The organism is Pseudomonas sp. VE 267-6A (assembly GCF_024126555.1).
Classification (GTDB): Bacteria; Pseudomonadota; Gammaproteobacteria; order Pseudomonadales; family Pseudomonadaceae; genus Aquipseudomonas; species Aquipseudomonas palmensis.
In genome coordinates, this window is record NZ_JAMYBY010000008.1 from 221,982 (window position 1) to 242,369 (window position 20,388).

A 20,388-nucleotide genomic window follows, 5' to 3' on the forward strand; every position below is an offset into this window, starting at 1 on the left:
CCACTACGCAGGCGCTCCACTCGGCCTCCTGAAGGGCCAGAAGATCAAAAGCAGATCAAAAGCAGATCAAAAACCAGAGCAAGATCACCAGCCGGAGCAAGGCCTCTGGATCGGTGCGTGCCAACGGCCGGCAATCCCTCCCACCCGGGCACCACTCCCCGCTGAACACGCAACCCCCGGCATTGCTAGCGTGACGGCTCCCCACCCCAAGGAGCACACCGCCATGAGCATTCTGACCGTTTACTTCTGCGGCACCGGATCGCACCGTTTCGATGACCAGAACCCCAATTTCTGGAACGGCGAACTGGTCGCCACCCTTGCTTCCAACGACCAGAGCCGCGAGTTCGCCAACTGGATCGCCATCGACGGCCCGGGCAGCGGCAACCTGCAGGCCGATGACCTGTTCATCGAAAACAAGGAATACGGCCTCACCGGCACCCTGTTCGGCGCCGGCTGGGAGCAGAACGTGGCCCACGCCCTGCAGGTCATCAAGGGCTCCTGCACCTGGCAGCGCGAAAAACTCACCGAGCAGGACTACAACCGCCTGAAGTCAGCCGGCGTGCCGATCGAGGACGTGAAGAAGGAGGGTTCCTGGTTCTGGCGCCAGTACGACTATGGCGACCGCGGTGTGACCCCGCAGCAACTCCAGGAAGGCATCATCCGCATGCACCGCAAGGACGGCCTGATTCCCGATCAGGTCAATATCGTGGGCTGGAGCCGCGGCGGCATCAGTGCCCACATGCTCGCCAACGCCATGGCCGACGACCCGCAACTGGCCCACGTGCCGGTGAACATCTTTGCCATCGACCCCGTGCCCGGGATCAACAACCTGCAGCCACACCGCCTGCACCTGCGCACCAACGTGAAGGAGTACGTGGGTTTCTTTTCTCGCGACGAGCGCTCCAAGGGCTTCGCCTGCGTCATCCCGTCCACCTACCCCGATACCCGTGTCCACATCTTTCCGCTGCCAGGACGCCACGCCACGCTGGTGGGCAATGCCTCGGCCGATGGCGCCAGTGCCGGCAACGAGCTGCCCGACCCGGGCCTGATCGTGCGCCATTTTGCCGAAACCTGCCTGACCCGCTGGGGCGTGACGCTGCAAAAACGCCTTGAGCTGAGCGAAGGGCAGGTGGCCGACTACCTGGATGCCATGGACCGCGACGATGCCCGCTACAGGGCCATGCGCAAGCACTCCTACACGCTGCTGAGCGAGTCCGAAGGGGAGCATCGGCTGGTCCACCAGGGCGATATGCGCAAGGCTTTCAGCTTCGTGCGCGGGGCCCACATGGCTCCGGAGGAGGGCCTGGATGTGGGGAGCTGGCGCTCGCTGTCGTTCGAGCGTCTGTGCTGACACCGCGGCATCGGTCGCGGCCGCGCTGCGCGGCCCGCGATCGAATCCACTTTACAGGCATTGCCTGCAGGCACTATCTTCTGCCTCGGCCACCGCAGTGGCCAACGTCGCTCGGACGGTTCCGGGCGCTTACGTCCTCGAGGTAACCATGGCTGACCAAGGTTCGCCGCGCCGCTTTGCGCGCATAGATCGTCTCCCCCCCTACGTATTCAACATCACCGCCGAACTCAAGATGGCCGCGCGCCGTCGTGGCGAAGACATCATCGACCTGAGCATGGGCAACCCCGACGGGGCCACGCCGCCGCACATCGTCGAAAAACTGGTACAGGTCGCCCAGCGCGAAGACACCCACGGTTACTCCACCTCGCGCGGTATCCCGCGCCTGCGCCGGGCCATCTCGCACTGGTACAAGGACCGCTACGACGTCGAGATCGACCCCGAGTCCGAAGCCATTGTCACCATCGGCTCCAAGGAGGGCCTGGCCCACCTGATGCTGGCCACCCTGGACCACGGCGATACCGTGCTGGTGCCCAACCCCAGCTACCCGATCCACATCTACGGCGCGGTGATCGCCGGGGCCCAGGTGCGTTCGGTGCCGCTGGTGCCCGGCGTGGACTTCTTCAACGAGCTGGAGCGGGCGATCCGCGAGTCGATCCCCAAGCCCAAGATGATGATCCTGGGGTTCCCCTCCAACCCCACCGCGCAGTGCGTGGAGCTGGACTTCTTCGAGCGGGTGGTGGCACTGGCCAAGCAGTACGACGTGCTGGTGATCCACGACCTGGCCTATGCCGACATCGTCTACGACGGCTGGAAGGCCCCGTCGATCATGCAGGTGCCGGGTGCCAAGGACATCGCCGTGGAGTTCTTCACGCTGTCCAAGAGCTACAACATGGCCGGCTGGCGGATCGGCTTCATGGTCGGCAACCCGGAGCTGGTCAACGCCCTGGCGCGAATCAAGAGCTACCACGACTACGGCACCTTCACCCCGTTGCAGGTGGCGGCGATCGCGGCGCTCGAAGGCGACCAGCAGTGCGTGCGCGACATCGCCGAGCAGTACCGCCAGCGGCGCAACGTGCTGGTCAAGGGGCTGCACGAGACCGGCTGGATGGTCGAGAACCCCAAGGCCTCGATGTACGTGTGGGCCAAGATCCCCGAGCAGTACGCGCACCTGGGTTCGCTGGAGTTCGCCAAGAAGCTGCTGGCCGAAGCCAAGGTATGCGTGTCGCCGGGCATCGGCTTTGGCGACTATGGCGATGACCATGTGCGCTTTGCCCTGATCGAGAACCAGGACCGCATTCGCCAGGCGGTGCGCGGCATCCGCCAGATGTTCCGTGCCGATGGCATCGAGGCGCCGAAGGCGGCCAGGGCTTCACGCACGTCGTGATGCACCTCGCCGGCAAGGCCTGCTCCCGTAGGAGCCGGCCTTGCCGGCGAAGGGCGCGACACCGCCTTCCGTCGGCCGCCCATATTTCTTTCACTGCCCCCCTTTTCAACGCCACGCCGAAGCATAGAATGATCGTCGGGTTTCTCCCTCCAACGATACTTCTCCCCCCCTCCCAAATCATGTCCGAAAACAATCCTTGTTTGACTTGCGGTGCCTGCTGCGCGTATTTCCGTGTGTCCTTTTTCTGGGGTGAATGCACCTCGGCCGGGGGTGTCGTGCCTGATGAACTGGTGGTGCAGATCAACCCGACCCGGGTGGCGATGATCGGCACCGACGCCAAGCCGTGTCGCTGCATAGGGCTTGAAGGCGAGATCGGCAAGAGCGTCAGCTGTTCGCTCTATGCCCAGCGCTCCAGCCCCTGCCGCGAGTTCGATGCCGCCTGGGTCAATGGCCAGCCCAACGACGACTGCAACGCGGCGCGGGCCGCCCACGGCCTGCCCCCTCTGGAAGCCAACGAGCCGTTCTGGCCCGCCGAAGACCCGGAGGTGGCCTGACCGTTCGTCGGTTGGCTGACGCTGTAAGTTTGACGAGGCCCCGTATTCACGGGGCCCATTGCCAAAGTATTAACACCATTTGACGTAACGCCTTTGCGCAAGGGCTCCGGGAAAGCGGCTACATATTCCAGCACTGGAATCGTAGTCGCCAAGGTCAGGCATTTCGACGTTAGTGTGTGTAGTTTCCACGGCGTACCCGTCGCACGCATTCAAGGAACGAACTGCCTGATCCACGAAGGAGTCGCCCGTGGACAGACGTGCCGTCAAGCTTGCCCCCGCCCGTATTCGCCCCTTGTCGCTGGCCGTGAGCCTGGCCACCGCGGGAATCGCTTTCGGCCTGTTCAGTGCAACGGCCAGTGCCGCCTGTACCCCGCTGTTCCCCGGTGCGGGCGCGACGGTCACCTGCACCCCGGGGTTGAACGGCAACGTCAGTTCCTCCGCCAACAACCTGACCCTTAACCTGAGCAATGGCTCGCAGATCAACGCGCCGTTGCTCGGCACGGCAGTCAACCTGAGCGGCAACAACGTCACCCTGAACAACTCGGGCACCATCGACCCCGCATTCCTCGGGATCCTGAGCGGGCTCAGCTCCGGGATCAAGGTCGGCAACGCGGCGGCCAGCACGGTCAGCATCACCAACTTCAGCGGTGGCGTGATCAAGGGCACCACCGGTGTGCTCAGTGCCAGCCTGCTCAACCTCAACGGCCTGGCCCTGAGCGTGCAGAACGGCAACGGTGGCGTTACCACGCTGGTCAACGACGGCACCATCGGTTCATCGAACATTGTCGGCGTCAGCGTGCTGGCCCCAGACGCCCCGGTGGTGGCGGTGTATGGCGGCGGCAGCGTGAACATGACCAACACCGGCACCATCATCGGTCGCGTGGCGTTCCAGGCATCAGGCACTGCCACCGGCAATACCTTCACCAACAGTGGCGCGATCAGTGGCGGCGTGTCGATGGGGGCGAACTCCACCAACCGCTTCAACGCAATCACCGGTTCCAGTGTCAGTAGCGGGGGAGGTGTAGGCGTCGACCTGGGCATCGCCGGCATCAACCTGCTGTATGCGCCTAGCGGCAAGGTCGACGGCGGTGCCGGCGGCAGCAACACCCTGGCCCTGCAGAACGCCATCGGCGGGGGCACCGGTACCGGCGGCACGGGCACGCTTTCGGCCAGCAACTACATCAACTTCAACAACCTGCTCGTGCAGAGCGGCACCTGGACACTCTCCGGCGCGTTGCTCGGGGTCACCAGCACCAGCCTCAACGGCGGCTCGCTGGTGTTCGACGACGCCTCGACCTTCGGCACCGGCACCATCGCGGCCAACGGTGGCGCGCTGGGTGCGGGCGCGGCCAACCTGTCGCTGGCCAACGCCGTCACCCTCGGTGCCGGCGGGCTTGGCATCATCGGCGACAACAACCTGACCCTCACCGGCATCGTCAGCGGTAGCGGCGCCTTGACCAAGACAGGCGCCGGCACCCTGGGCCTGAGCGGGGCCAATACCTATACCGGCGGCACCTTCCTCAATGCTGGCGTACTGTCGCTCGCCAACGCCGCGGCCCTGGGCACCGGCAGCCTGAGCGTTACCGGGGCCGGCAGCCTGCAGGGCTCGGTACCGCTGGTGCTGAGCAACGCCGTGCAGCTGTCGGCAGCGCTGAGCCTGCCCGGCAGCAATGCGCTGACCCTGGGCGGTGTGGTCAGCGGCACCGGTTCGCTGAACAAGACCGGCAGCGGCGACCTGACCCTGGCCGCCAGCAACACCTACAGCGGCGGTACCACGCTGGGCGCCGGCAAGCTGATCCTCGGCAATGCTGCCGCGCTGGGGGGCGGTACATTGACTGCGGCCGCCGGCACCAGCCTGGACACCAGCAGTGCGCTGACCCTGGCCAACGCCATCAGCCTGGGCGGTGCGCTGACCCTTACCGGCAGCAACAACCTGACCCTCGGCGGCGTCATCGGCGGCAATGGCAGCCTGGTCAAGAACGGCACCACCAACCTCAACCTCACGGGCACCAACACCTTCACCGGCGGCCTGCTGCTCAACGGCGGCAGCCTGACCGTGGGCAACGGTGCGGCGCTGGGTACCGGCGCGCTGACCCTGGGCGCCAATGCCAGCCTGGACGCCAGCAGCGCAGTCAACCTCAACAACGCCGTGGTGCTCGGCGCCAACACGCTGAGCCTGCTGGGCACCAGCGCGACCACCCTGGGGGGCGTGGTCAGCGGTACGGGCGGGCTGATCAAGAGCGGTGCGGCCGACCTCACCCTGGGCGCGGCCAATACCTTCGGCGGCGGCGTGCAGTTGCAGGCCGGCAAGCTGATCGTCGGCAACAACACGGCGCTGGGTACCGGCACGCTGGCCGTGGCCGATGGCACCACGCTGGACAGCACCACCTCGGTTGCACTGGCCAATGCCATCAGCCTGGGCGGCAACCTGACCCTGGCCGGCAGCAATGCCCTGACGCTCGGCGGCGTGGTGTCGGGCAGCGGCGGGCTGGTCAAGAACGGCGCCGCGTTGCTCACGCTCAACGGCAACAACAGCTTCCAGGGCGGTGTGACGCTCAATGCCGGCGGCCTGATGGTGGGCGCGGCCAACGCCCTGGGCAGCGGCGCCCTGAACACCACGGGCACCGCCAGCCTGGATGCGAGCGTGGCACTCAGCCTGGCCAACGCGGTCAACCTTGGCGCCGACCTGACCGTCGGCGGCACGGCCAATCTTGGCCTGGGCGGCCCGATCAGTGGCGCGGGCGGCGTGATCAAGAACGGCGCAGCCGACCTGACCCTTGCCGGCAACAACACCTACGTGGGCAACACCCGGCTCAACGCCGGCAAGCTGGTGCTCGGCAGCAGCACGGCGCTGGGGCAGGGCGCACTGATCGCGGCGGACGGTACCCGCCTTGACGCTGCCCCGGGCGTGACCCTGGGCAACGCCCTCACGCTCAACGGCGCGCTGACCCTCGACGGCAGCAACGACCTGGCCTTGCAAGGCCTGATCAGCGGCAATGGCAGCCTGATCAAGAACGGCACCACCAACCTGACCCTCAGCGGCAACAACACCTTCATCGGCGGTACCACCCTGAACGCCGGTACCCTGACCCTGGCCAGTGCCGCAGCGCTGGGCACCGGCGCCCTGACTGTCGGCGGCGCGGCGAGCCTTGCCAACAATTCACCGCTGGTACTGGCCAATGCCGTGGTTCTCAATGGCGTGCTGACCCTGCCGGGCACCAGCAACCTGACCCTGAACGGCGTCATCAGCGGCGCCTCGGGCCTGAGCAAGAACGGCGCGGCCAACCTGACGCTGGGCGCTGCCAATACCTTCGGTGGCGGCGTGGCGCTCAATGCCGGCACGCTGATCCTGGGCAACAACACCGCACTGGGCACCGGCAGCCTGAGCGTTACCGGGGCCGGCAGCCTGCAGGGCTCGGTACCGCTGGTGCTGAGCAACGCCGTGCAGCTGTCGGCAGCGCTGAGCCTGCCCGGCAGCAATGCGCTGACCCTGGGCGGTGTGGTCAGCGGCACCGGTTCGCTGAACAAGACCGGCAGCGGCGACCTGACCCTGGCCGCCAGCAACACCTACAGCGGCGGTACCACGCTGGGCGCCGGCAAGCTGATCCTCGGCAATGCTGCCGCGCTGGGGGGCGGTACATTGACTGCGGCCGCCGGCACCAGCCTGGACACCAGCAGTGCGCTGACCCTGGCCAACGCCATCAGCCTGGGCGGTGCGCTGACCCTTACCGGCAGCAACAACCTGACCCTCGGCGGCGTCATCGGCGGCAATGGCAGCCTGGTCAAGAACGGCACCACCAACCTCAACCTCACGGGCACCAACACCTTCACCGGCGGCCTGCTGCTCAACGGCGGCAGCCTGACCGTGGGCAACGGTGCGGCGCTGGGTACCGGCGCGCTGACCCTGGGCGCCAATGCCAGCCTGGACGCCAGCAGCGCAGTCAACCTCAACAACGCCGTGGTGCTCGGCGCCAACACGCTGAGCCTGCTGGGCACCAGCGCGACCACCCTGGGGGGCGTGGTCAGCGGTACGGGCGGGCTGATCAAGAGCGGTGCGGCCGACCTCACCCTGGGCGCGGCCAATACCTTCGGCGGCGGCGTGCAGTTGCAGGCCGGCAAGCTGATCGTCGGCAACAACACGGCGCTGGGTACCGGCACGCTGGCCGTGGCCGATGGCACCACGCTGGACAGCACCACCTCGGTTGCACTGGCCAATGCCATCAGCCTGGGCGGCAACCTGACCCTGGCCGGCAGCAATGCCCTGACGCTCGGCGGCGTGGTGTCGGGCAGCGGCGGGCTGGTCAAGAACGGCGCCGCGTTGCTCACGCTCAACGGCAACAACAGCTTCCAGGGCGGTGTGACGCTCAATGCCGGCGGCCTGATGGTGGGCGCGGCCAACGCCCTGGGCAGCGGCGCCCTGAACACCACGGGCACCGCCAGCCTGGATGCGAGCGTGGCACTCAGCCTGGCCAACGCGGTCAACCTTGGCGCCGACCTGACCGTCGGCGGCACGGCCAATCTTGGCCTGGGCGGCCCGATCAGTGGCGCGGGCGGCGTGATCAAGAACGGCGCAGCCGACCTGACCCTTGCCGGCAACAACACCTACGTGGGCAACACCCGGCTCAACGCCGGCAAGCTGGTGCTCGGCAGCAGCACGGCGCTGGGGCAGGGCGCACTGATCGCGGCGGACGGTACCCGCCTTGACGCTGCCCCGGGCGTGACCCTGGGCAACGCCCTCACGCTCAACGGCGCGCTGACCCTCGACGGCAGCAACGACCTGGCCTTGCAAGGCCTGATCAGCGGCAATGGCAGCCTGATCAAGAACGGCACCACCAACCTGACCCTCAGCGGCAACAACACCTTCATCGGCGGTACCACCCTGAACGCCGGTACCCTGACCCTGGCCAGTGCCGCAGCGCTGGGCACCGGCGCCCTGACTGTCGGCGGCGCGGCGAGCCTTGCCAACAATTCACCGCTGGTACTGGCCAATGCCGTGGTTCTCAATGGCGTGCTGACCCTGCCGGGCACCAGCAACCTGACCCTGAACGGCGTCATCAGCGGCGCCTCGGGCCTGAGCAAGAACGGCGCGGCCAACCTGACGCTGGGCGCTGCCAATACCTTCGGTGGCGGCGTGGCGCTCAATGCCGGCACGCTGATCCTGGGCAACAACACCGCACTGGGCACCGGTACGCTGGCTGCTGCCGGCAACACCTCGCTGGACGCCACCAACGCCCTGACGGTGGGCAATGCCGTGACCCTGGCCGGCAACCTCAACCTGCTGGGCAGCAACACCCTCAACCTCGGCGGCGTGATCAGCGGCGCAGGCGGCCTGACCAAGGCCGGCGGTGCCGACCTGACCCTGAGCGGTGCCAACACCTTCAGCGGCGCCACCAACCTGAACGCCGGCAAATTGATCGTCGGCAGCAACACCGCGCTGGGCACCGGCGTGCTGAACGCAGCCGGCAACACCCAACTGGAGGCCAGCACGGCGGTCAGCCTGGCCAACCTGGTCAACCTGGCCGGCAACCTGGGCATCGGCGGGGCCGCGAACCTGACGCTCAACGGCGTGGTGGGCGGCACCGGCAGCCTGACCAAGACGGGCACGGCCACCCTCGGCCTGAACGCGGCCAATACCTATCAAGGCGGTACCAACCTCAATGGCGGCGGCCTCAGCCTGGGCAACAACCAGGCACTGGGCAGCGGCGCACTGAACGTGGGCGGCGCTGCCACGCTCGACAACAGCGTGGCGCTCAACCTGGCCAACCAGGTGAACCTGAACGCCAACCTGAGCGTTGTCGGCAGCAATGACCTGACCCTGGGCGGTGTGATCGCCGGGGCCGGCCAACTGATCAAGAATGGTGCCGCCACCCTGACCCTCAATGGCCTCAACACCTTCACCGGCGGGACCTTGCTCAATGCCGGCGCGCTGGTGCTGGGCAATGCCTCGGCGCTGGGCAATGGCGCACTGAACGTGACCGGTGCGGCCAGCCTCGACAACAGCGCCAGCTTCGCCTTGGCCAACGCGATCAACCTGGGTGCCAACCTGACCCTGGCCGGCAGCAACGACCTGACCCTGGGCGGCGTGATCAGCGGCGCCGCCGGGCTGGTCAAGAACGGGGCGAGCAACCTGACCCTCAATGGCGTCAACACCTTCCAGGGCGGCACCGTGCTCAATGCCGGCGGCCTGACCCTGGGCAATGCCAATGCCCTGGGCACCGGCGCGTTGACCGTGGCCGGCAACGCCAGCCTGGACAACAGCGCCAGCTTCGCACTGGGCAACAACCTGATACTCAATGCCGACCTGAGCCTGGCGGGCAACAACGACCTGAGCCTGGGCGGGGTGATCAGCGGCACCGGTGGCCTGATCAAGAATGGCCTGGCCGACCTGACCCTGAGCGGCAACAACACTTTCAGCGGCGCGGTCAACGTGCTCAACGGCAGCCTCACCACGGTCGGTGCCGGCGCGCTGGGCAATGCCTCGGCGGTGAACGTGGGGCTGGGCGCCAGCCTCAATCTGGGCAACAGCAGCAGCCTTGCCAGCCTCACCGGCAGCGGCAGCGTGAACCTGGGGGCCGGTACCAACCTGAGCGTGGGCGCGGGGGATGCCAGCAGCGTGTTCACCGGCGGCCTGGCCGGGGCCGGTGGCCTGATCAAGGTCGGCGGCGGCAGCCTGGAACTGGCCGGCAACAACGGCCTGCTGAGCGGTACCACCCAGGTCAATGGCGGCACCCTGAACGTCACCGGTTCGCTGGGCAGCAACCTGGTGCAGGTCAATACCGGCGCCACCCTCACCAGTACCGGCACTGGCAGCGTGCTGGGCGCGGTGACCATCGCCGATGGCGGCCACCTGGCGGCCAACAGCGGCAGCAGCCTGACCCTGGGCTCGCTGGTGCTCAACGCCAACTCCAACCTGGACGTGGGCCTTGGTTCGCCGGCTACCGGCGGCAATGCGCTGATCAAGGTCAACGGCAACCTGACCCTGGACGGCACCCTCAATGTCAGCGACATCGGCGGCTTTGGCACCGGTATCTACAGCCTGATCAACTACACCGGCCAGCTCACCGACAACGGCCTGGTGATCGGCAGCATTCCCGGCAGCGTGCAGTTGGGCGACCTGCAGGTACAGACCTCGATCGGCAGCCAGGTCAACCTGCTGGTCGGTGGCGCCAATGGCAGCGTGTTGTTCTGGGACGGCACCGGCCTGGTCGGCAACGGCGTGATCCAGGGCGGCAACGGCACCTGGGATGCCCTGAGTACCAACTGGACCACGGTCAACGGCACCGGCAACCGTGACTGGAGCAGCAACTTCGCGGTATTCCAGGGCGCCGCAGGCGACGTGCTGGTCAATGGCGCGCAGTCGATCACCGGCCTGCAGTTCGTCACCGATGGCTACCGCCTGCTCAATGGCGTGACCGGCCAGCTGAACCTGGTCAATGGCAGCAATGGCGCCACCACGGTGCGTGTCGATCCGGGTGTGACCGCCACGGTTGGTGTCGCCCTGGGCGGCAGCGGCCTGCTGAGCAAGGTCGACAGCGGCACGCTGGTGCTAAACGCCAGCAACAGCTACAGCGGCGGCACCGCCCTCAATGGCGGCACCCTGGTGGTAGGCAACAACCTGGCGCTGGGCAGCGGTGCGCTGACTGCTGCCAACGGCACCACGCTGGACAGCAACGCCAGCATTGCCCTGGGCAACAGCGTCAACCTGCTCGGCGGCCTGACGGTGGCCGGCAGCAACGATCTGGCCCTGAACGGCAGCATCAACGGCGCCGGCAACCTGACCAAGAACGGCGCTGCCACGCTCACCCTGGGCGGCGCCAACAGCTACACCGGCGGCACCACCCTGGCCGCTGGCCGGCTGCTGCTGGGCAATGACCTGGCCCTGGGCACAGGCGCGCTGCACGTGACCGCTGCCAGCAGCCTGGCAGGCACTACCACGACCAACCTGGCCAACGCCATCGACCTGGGCGCCAACCTGACCCTCGACGGCCTCAACGCCATGACCCTCAACGGCATCGTCAGCGGCAGCGGGGCCCTGAACAAGACCGGCACGGGCAACCTGACCCTCAATGGTGCCAACACCTACCAGGGCGGCACCAGCGTCGGCGGCGGCACCCTCACCCTGGGCAATGGTGCGGCACTGGGCAGTGGTGCGCTGAACGTCACCGGCGCGTCCAGCCTGGCGACCAGCACCCCGCTGAGCCTGGCCAACGCGATCAACCTGGGCGCCGACCTGACCCTGCCGGGCACCAGCAACCTGGTGCTCAATGGCGTGATCGGCGGCAGCAGCGGGCTGGTCAAGAACGGTTCGGCCAGCCTGACCCTCAATGGCAACAACACCTATCAGGGCAGCACCAGCCTCGCCGGCGGCACCCTGATCGTCGGCAGCAACACCGCACTGGGCACCAGCACGCTCACTGCACAGGCCGGCACGTCACTGGACGCCAGCAGCGCCGTGACCCTGGGCAATGCCATCGGCCTGCTCGGCGGCCTGACGGTGGTCGGCAGCAACGACCTGACCCTTGCCGGCAACCTCACCGGCAGCGGCGGGTTGAGCAAGAATGGTGGCGCGACGCTTACCCTGTCGGGCAGCAACACCCACCTGGGCAACACCTTGCTCAATGGCGGCCGCCTGGTCCTGGGTAGTGACCAGGCGCTGGGCCTGGGTAACCTGGTGGCAGCAGGCGGCACCACGCTGGACAGCAGCCTGGATGTCACCGTGCTCAACGCCGTATCGCTGGCCGGCAACCTGACCGTTGGCGGCACCCACGACATCACCCTGGGCGGCCAGGTCAACGGTGCCGGCAGCCTCACCAAGAATGGCGCGGGCAACCTGACCCTGACCGGTGCCAACGCCTGGCAGGGCGGCACCACCCTGAACGCCGGCACCCTTACCGTGGGCAATGCGCTGGCGCTGGGCAACGGCAGCCTCAGCGTGGGCGGGGCGTCCACCCTGGCCAGCAGCGCTGCGGTGAACCTGGCCAACGCGGTCAACCTGGGCGCCAACCTGACGGTCGCCGGCAACACCGACCTGGGTCTGACGGGCGTGGTCAGCGGCACTGGCGGGCTGATCAAGACCGGTGGCGGCAACCTCGCCCTCACCGGTGCCAACACCTACAGCGGCGGCACCACCCTGAATGCCGGCACCCTCACCGTAGGCAACGCCACCGCACTGGGCAGCGGCGCGCTGACGGTCAGCGGCGCCTCCACCCTGGCCAGCAACACCGCGCTGAACCTGGGCAACGCCATCGGCCTGAATGCCGACCTGACCGTCGCCAACAGCGCCGGCCTGACCCTGGGCGGCGACATCAGCGGTGCGGGCGGCCTGATCAAGACCGGCACCGGGGTGCTGACCCTGGGCGGCAACAATACCTACCAGGGCGGTACCGCGCTCAATGCCGGCGGCTTGCTGCTGACCTCGGCCACGGCGCTGGGCAGTGGCACCCTGACCGCCGCCGGCGCCACCACGCTGGACACCAGCACCGCGCTGACTCTGGACAATGCCCTGGTACTGACCGGCAACCTGACCCTGCTCGGCGCGCAGAACCTGGCCCTGACGGGCGCGATCAGCGGCGCGGGCGGCCTGGTCAAGACCGGCGCCAGCGACCTGACCCTGAGCGGCGCCAACACCTACAGCGGCGACACCCTGCTGGGCGCCGGCCGCTTGATCGTGGGCAGCGACAGCGCACTGGGCGTCGGTACCCTGCGCACCAGCAACAACACCATCCTCGATGCCAGCACGGCGGTGACGCTGGGCAATGCGCTGAACATCGTCGGCAACCTGAACGTCGGCGGCAGCAACGACCTGACCCTGAACGGCGTGATCGACGGCCCCGGCGACCTGACCAAGAACGGCGCTGCGACCCTCACCCTCAACGGCAGCAACACCTACAGCGGCGAGACCATCCTCACCGCCGGCACCCTGGTGCTGGGCAATAACAATGCGCTGGGCACCGGGGTGCTGTCGGTCACCGGCAACTCGAGCCTGAACAGCGGCAACAGCGCCGTGGTGGTGAACAACGGCATCGGCCTCAATGCCAACCTTACCGTCAACGGCAGCAACGACTTCGGCCTGGGCGGCGTGATCAGCGGCAACAGCCAACTGATCAAGACCGGTAGCGGCAACCTGACCCTGAGCGGTACCAACACCTATTCCGGTGGTACCAGCCTGGGCGGCGGCACCCTGACCGTCACCAATGGCGCTGCGCTGGGCAGCGGCGCACTGAGCGCGACGGGCACCAGCACCCTGGGCAATACCCAGGCTGTCACGCTGCTGAATGCCATCGCGGTCAATGGCGACCTGACCCTGGACACGGCCGCCAACCTGACCCTGGGTGGGGTTATCAGTGGCTCGGGCAACCTGATCAAGAGCGGCGCCCAGGAACTGGTGGTGTTCGGCAACAACACCTTCAGCGGCACACTCGATATCACCCAGGGCATGCTGACCACCTTGAATAGCAACGCCCTGGGCAATGTCGCCAGTGTCAACCTGGGCAGCGGCACCGACCTGAACCTGAACGGCAACACCAGCATCGGTGCACTCACCGGCAGCGGCACCACCAATATCGGCCTGGGCAGCACGCTGAGCCTGGGCAGTACCAACCTGGACAGCGTCTTCGCCGGTGCCCTGGTCGGCAGCGGCGGCTTGAACAAGGTCGGCACCGGCGTGCTGGAACTTGCCGGCATCAGCAACCTGGGCGGCGCCAGCCAGGTCAGCGGCGGTACCTTGAACGTGTCGGGCGCCCTGAACGGGGGGAACCTGACGGTCAATTCCGGCGCGACCCTGACCGGCAGCGGCAGCGTGGGCGGGCTGACCACCATCGTCAACGGCGGCCACCTGGCCGGCACCAGCGGCACCCAGCTCAGCTTCGGCTCGCTGGCGCTGGCGCCAAACGCCAGCATCGACGTCGCACTCGGCTCGCCCGTCACCGGCGGTACCTCGTTGTTCAGTGTTGCCGGCAACCTGACCCTGGGTGGCACGCTCAACATCACCGATGACGGCGGCTTCGGCAATGGTATCTATCGCCTGTTCGATTACGGCTCGCTGACCAACAACGGGTTGGTGCTGGGCAGCCTGCCGGGCAGCGTCACGCCCGGCGAGCTGCAACTGCAAACCGCGATTACCGGCCAGGTCAACGTGCTGGTCAACTCGCCCAACCTGATCGTGCAGTTCTGGGATGGGGCGGGCACTGTCCCCGATGGCGTGGTGCAGGGCGGCAGCGGCACCTGGAACAGCACCACCACCAACTGGACCGACCTCAACGGCACCGTCAACGACGTCTGGCAGGGGCAGTTCGCGGTGTTCCAGGGCGCTGCGGGCGGCGTGGTCACGGTCGAAGGTGGCCAGGCCGTCAATGCCCTGCAGTTCATCACCGACGGCTACCAGCTGGTCGCCGGCAGCGGCGGCGTGCTCAACGCCGTCAACGGCAACAGTGGCAGCTTTGCGGTACGTGTCGACCCGAACGTGACCGCCACCCTGGGCCTGCCGGTCAATGGCAGCGCGACCCTGGCCAAGCTCGACAGCGGCACGCTGGTGCTCAACGGCGCCAACGGCTACACCGGCGGCACGCAGCTCAATGGCGGCACCCTGGTGGTCGGCAATGACGGCGCGCTGGGCAGTGGCACGCTGACTGCGGCCAATGGCACCACCCTGGACAGCAACAAGGCGGTGAGCCTGGCCAACACCATTGGCCTGCTCGGCCAACTGAGCATTGCCGGCAGCAACGCACTGACGCTGGACGGTGACATCAGCGGCACCGGCGGCCTGCTCAAGGCGGGCGGCGCCAGCCTGACGCTCAACGGCGACAACAGCTACACCGGCCCTACCGCCCTGAATGCCGGCACGCTGGTACTGGGCAGAGACACCGCACTGGGCGTCGGCGCCCTCAACGCGGCCGCGGGCACGCAACTGGACAGCAGCAGCGCGCTGGCGCTGGCCAACACCTTCAACCTGAGCGGCAACCTGACGCTGCTCGGCAGCAACGACCTGACCCTCAATGGCCTGGTCAACGGCGCCGGCAGCCTCACCAAGCAGGGCAGCGGCAGCCTCACGCTCAACGGTGCCAACGGTTTCACGGGCGGTACCGTACTGCAGAGCGGCACCCTGAATGTCGGCAACGCCGGGGCGCTGGGCAGTGGCGCGCTCACCGTCAGTGGCGCCTCCAGCCTGGTCAATGGCAGTGCGCTGTCACTGGCCAATGCCATCGTGCTCAACGCCGGCCTGACCCTGCCGGGCAGCAACAACCTCACCCTGGGCGGTGTCATCAGTGGCACGGGCAGCCTGAACCACACCGGCAGCGGCGGCCTGACCCTCACCGGGGTGAACACCTACAGCGGCGGCACCCAGCTGGGTGCCGGCAACCTGACCCTGGGCAACGGCTCGGCGCTGGGCAGCGGTGCCCTGAGTGTCAGCGGCACCTCCACCCTGACCACCACCAGCGCCATGACCCTGGCCAACGCGGTGGATGTGGGCGGCACGCTCAACGTGGCGGGCACCAACAACCTGACCCTGGCCGGCGTGCTCAGCGGTGCGGGCACCCTGAACAAGAACGGTGCGGCCAACCTCACCCTCAGCGGCAACAACAGCTTCAGCGGCATCCTCAACATTCTTTCCGGCAGCCTCAGCACGGTGGGCAGCGGTGCACTCGGCAACCCTGCCGAGCTCAACCTGGGCAACGGCGCCAGCCTCAACCTGGGCGGCACCACCAACCTGGGCGAGCTCAGCGGCAGCGGCACCGTGAACGTAGGCGCCGGTACCGGCCTGCAAGTGGGCGAGGGCACGTTCGGCGGGGTGCTCAGCGGCACCGGTACGCTGGACAAGACCGGCACCGGCACGCTGACCCTGGGCGGTGGCAATACCCTGAGCGGGGCCACCACCGTCAGCGGCGGCAGCCTCATCGTCAATGGCAGCCTGGCCAGCAGCACCGTCACGGTGAACAGCGGCAGCACCCTGGGCGGCACCGGCAGCCTCGGCGGCGCGCTGACCGTCGCCGACGGCGGGCACCTGTCGCTGCGCAGCGGCGATACCCTGAGCGTCGGCTCGCTGGTACTGGGCGCGGACGCCAACCTGGATGCGGCCCTGGGCGCCCCTGTGGTGGGTACCCCGGCGCTGATCAACGTGGGCGGCAACCTGACCCTGGACGGCAAGCTCAATGTCACCGACCTGGGCGGGTTCGGTGCGGGCGTGTATCGCCTGATCGACTACAGCGGCGCGCTGACCAACAACGGCCTGGCCATCGGCAGCGTGCCCAATGGGGTCATCGCGGGCGATCTGGATGTGCAGACCGCCGTCAACAACCAGGTCAACCTGGTGGTGGGCGGCAGCAACAACAACGTGCTGTTCTGGGACGGCAGCCAGACCGTCGGCAATGGATCGGTCGACGGCGGCGCCGGTGTCTGGAGCGTCGGCGGCACCAACTGGACCGATGCCAACGGAGCGCTCAACCAGGCCTGGAACGGCACCTTCGCGGTGTTCCAGGGCACGGGCGGCGCGGTGACCGTCGATGGTGTGCAGACCGTCAACGGCCTGCAGTTCCTCGACAATGGCTACGTGCTGAGCGGTGACGCGCTGAACCTCACCAACGGTGCCCAGGGCACCGGCAACGTGCGTATCGGCAACGGCGTGAGCGCCACACTGAACGTGGACATCAACGGCAGCGGCACCCTGGCCAAGCTCGAAGGCGGCACCCTGGTGCTCAACGGCAACAACGGCTATACCGGCGGCACCCAGCTCAACGGCGGCACGTTGGTGGTGGGCAGCAACACCGCCCTGGGCAGCGGTGCGCTGACGGCTGCCGACGGCACCACGCTGGATGCCAACCAGGCCGTGACCCTGGGCAACGCCGTGACGCTCGGCGGTGCGCTGACCATCGCGGGCAGCAATGACCTTGATCTCACCAACCTCGTCAGCGGCAGCGGCAGCCTGGTGAAGAACGGTACGGCCGACCTGACCCTGGCCGGCGCCAACACCTACCAGGGCGGTACGCGCCTCAATGCCGGCAGCCTGACCCTGGGCGACAACGCTGCACTGGGCAGCGGCGCGCTCACGGTGGGTGGCACTGCGCAGCTCGACGGCACGCTTGACCTGCAACTGGGCAACGCCGTCAGCCTGGCCTCGCAACTGACCCTGGGCGGCAGCCACGACCTGACCCTGAACGGGGTGATCAGCGGCAACGGCAGCCTGGTGAAAAACGGCAATGGCGCACTGCTGCTGAGCGGTGCCAACACCTACAGCGGCGGCAGCACCTTCAACGCCGGCAGCGTGCAGGGCAATACCAGCAGCCTGCAGGGCGCGATCCTCAACAACGCCGCGCTGACCTTCGAACAGGCCAGCAACGGTACCTACACCGGCAACCTCACCGGCAGCGGCACGTTGATCAAGAACGGCAGCGGGCAACTGCTGATGACCGGCAACAGCGGCTTCACCGGCGCCACCACGGTCAACGCCGGCAGCCTGCTGGTCAACGGCAGCCTGGCCAGTGCCACGGTGCAGGTCAACAACGGGGCGACCCTGGGCGGCAGTGGCAACTACGCCGGCACGGTCAACCTGGCCAGCGGTGCGACCCTGGCGGCGGGCAGCGGCGCCACGCCACTCAAGGTCGGTGCGCTCAACCTGGATGCCGGCAGCAATGTCGATCTGGCGCTCGGGCAGGCATCGGCCTCGACCACCGTGGTCAAGGTGGCGGGCGACCTCACCCTTGATGGCACGCTCAACATCAGCAATGCCGGTGGCTTCGGCAGCGGCGTTTACCAGCTGTTCAGCTACGGTGGCAACCTGACCGACAACGGCCTGCTGTTCGGCCTGCTGCCAGGCGGCACCTTGCCAGGCCAACTGACCCTGCAGACGGCCATCGCCCAGCAGATCAACCTGGTGGTACAGGGCGCAGGTGGCGCACTGCAGTTCTGGAACGGCGGCAAGACCAATGCCGACGGCACCATCGGTGGCGGCAGCGGTACCTGGGGCAATGGCACCAACTGGACCGACGTCAACGGCAACCTGAGCGAAACCTGGGATGCGCAGTTCGGCGTGTTCGGTGGTCAGGCGGGGACCGTCACCGTGGCCGGCAACCAGTCCTTCACCGGCCTGCAGTTCCTCACCGGCGGCTACCAGCTGGTGGCCGGCAGCGGCGGCAGCCTGACACCGGTCAATGCAGCCAATGGCGACCTGGCCGCCGTGCGCGTGAACACCGGCGACAGCACGCAGATCTCGGCGCCGCTGGTGGGCGCGGGCGGTATCGAAAAACTCGACGCAGGCACGCTGATCCTGAGCGGCGCCAACACCTACACCGGCGGCACCAGGGTCAGCGGCGGTACGCTGGTGGGCAACACCACCAGCCTGCAGGGCAACATCGTCGACAACGCCAGCCTGGTGTTCCAGCAGGACACCGACGGCCGCTTCAACGGTGTGCTCAGCGGCACCGGCAACACCGTCAAGCAGGGTAGCGGCAGCCTGCTGCTGACCGGCAACCAGCCGTTCAGCGGCAACCTGGCGGTCAACCAGGGCCTGCTGCTGGTGGGCAATGCGGCCAACCCGGGCACGGTGCTCGGGGCCAAGGTCACGGTGGGGGCCGGTGCCGCACTGAGCGGCAACGGCAGCGTGGGCTCGCTGGTCAACAACGGTGTGGTGCAGCCTGACCCGGCCAGTGGGCTCAAGGTCGGCGGCAACTTCACCAACGCCCCGGGCGGCACCCTGCAGGTGGTGGTCGGCAACCCCGCCAGCAGCGGCCTGACCGTGGGCGGCACGGCCAACCTGGGCGGCAGCCTGGTGGTGCTGAACTCGGCACCGGCCTCGGGCAACGCGCAGTACACCGTGGTGACTGCCGGCGGCGGGGTGAACGGCACCTTCACCACCGTGCAGTTGCCGGATACGCCGTTCTACGACACCACGCTCAACTACGGCAGCAACCAGGTCGGCGTCACCATCAGCCGCAACGGCACCAGCCTCGGCGATGTGGCTTCGACCCCCAACCAGCAGGCCGTGGCCGGCGCACTGGGCAGCAGCGGGGCACCGGCGGCGGTACTGGGCGCGGTCATGGCGCAGAACCGTGGTGGCGTTCAGGCGGCGCTGGACAGCCTGTCGGGCGAGATCCATGCCAGTACCGCCAGTGCGCTGATCGAAGACTCGCGCTACGTGCGCGAAGCGGTCAACGACCGCCTGCGCCAGCCAGGCTGCATGCGCGAGGAGGATCCGCGTCGGGCCCTGGCACCGAACGCCAACCAGCTCACCAGCGACGGTTGCCACGACGAGGCCGTGGGCTGGGCGCAGGCACTGGGCACCTGGGGCAAGATGGACGGCAACAGCAACAGCGCCAGCATCGACCGCAACGTGCAGGGCTTCCTGCTCGGGGTGGACCGCAGCCTGAACAGCGACTGGCGCGTGGGCGTGGCCGCCGGCTATACCCGCAGCGACCTGGATGCCAGCGGCCGCCGTTCCGATGCGAGCATCGACAGCTACCACCTGGCCACCTACCTGGGCTACCAGCTCGATGCCTTCTCGGCCCGCGTGGGTGCGGCGTACAGCTGGCACGACATCGAGAGCAAGCGTGACGTCGCCATCGGCAGCTACGACGACCGCCTCAAGGCCAAGTACAAGGCGCGCACCGCGCAGGTGTTCGGCGAGGTGAGCTACGCCATCGAGGCAGGCGGTGTGGCGCTGGAACCGTTCGCGGGCCTGGCCTACGTCAACTACGACAGCGACACTGCACGCGAGAAGGGCGGCGCGGCGCGGCTCAAGGCCAGTGCCGACCAGGACATCACCTTCTCCACCGTGGGCCTGCGGGCGGGCAAGGCGTTCAAGCTGGCCAACGGCAGTACCCTGACCCCGCGTGGCAGCCTGGGCTGGCGGCATGCCTACGGCGACACCAAGCCCGATGCCGACCTGCGCTTCATCGAGGGCGGCGCCGGCTTCACCACCCAGGGCGTGCCGATCGCCCGCGATGCGGCGGTGGTCGAGGCGGGGCTGGACCTGTCGATCGGGCAGGCCGGCAAACTGGGCCTGGGCTATTCGGGGCAGCTGTCCAGCGACACCCGCGACCATGCGGTAACGGTGAGTTTCAGCATGGGGTTCTAGGCGGCGAACGACGATCACGGCGCGTGAAGGCGGT

4 protein-coding genes are annotated in these 20,388 nt (G+C 67.8%); all 4 read left to right on the forward strand.

The genetic code is table 11. The annotated features are described in order from the left end of the window. Nucleotides 1-223 precede the first annotated feature (223 nt). The 4 genes from NJH59_RS11735 to NJH59_RS11750 all read left to right on the forward strand — a co-directional run bounded on the left by NJH59_RS11735 (nt 224) and on the right by NJH59_RS11750 (nt 20,354). A complete protein-coding gene (locus NJH59_RS11735; RefSeq protein WP_058541385.1) occupies nt 224-1,351 on the forward strand; it encodes a hypothetical protein in 1,128 nt (375 codons plus the stop codon). A gap of 148 nt (nt 1,352-1,499) precedes the next feature. Next, the gene (gene alaC / locus NJH59_RS11740; protein ID WP_043864411.1) at nt 1,500-2,735 is read left to right on the forward strand and encodes an alanine transaminase; all 1,236 of its coding nucleotides are present in this window, start codon (nt 1,500-1,502) and stop codon (nt 2,733-2,735) included. A 179-nt stretch (nt 2,736-2,914) separates the two neighbouring features. Beyond that, on the forward strand, nt 2,915-3,289 hold the full coding sequence (locus tag NJH59_RS11745; protein ID WP_043864412.1) for a YkgJ family cysteine cluster protein: 375 nt from the start codon (nt 2,915-2,917) through the stop codon (nt 3,287-3,289). A gap of 247 nt (nt 3,290-3,536) precedes the next feature. Beyond that, nucleotides 3,537-20,354, forward strand: a complete 16,818-nt coding sequence (locus tag NJH59_RS11750; protein ID WP_253086821.1) for an autotransporter-associated beta strand repeat-containing protein — start codon at nt 3,537-3,539, stop codon at nt 20,352-20,354. Nucleotides 20,355-20,388 lie beyond the last annotated feature (34 nt).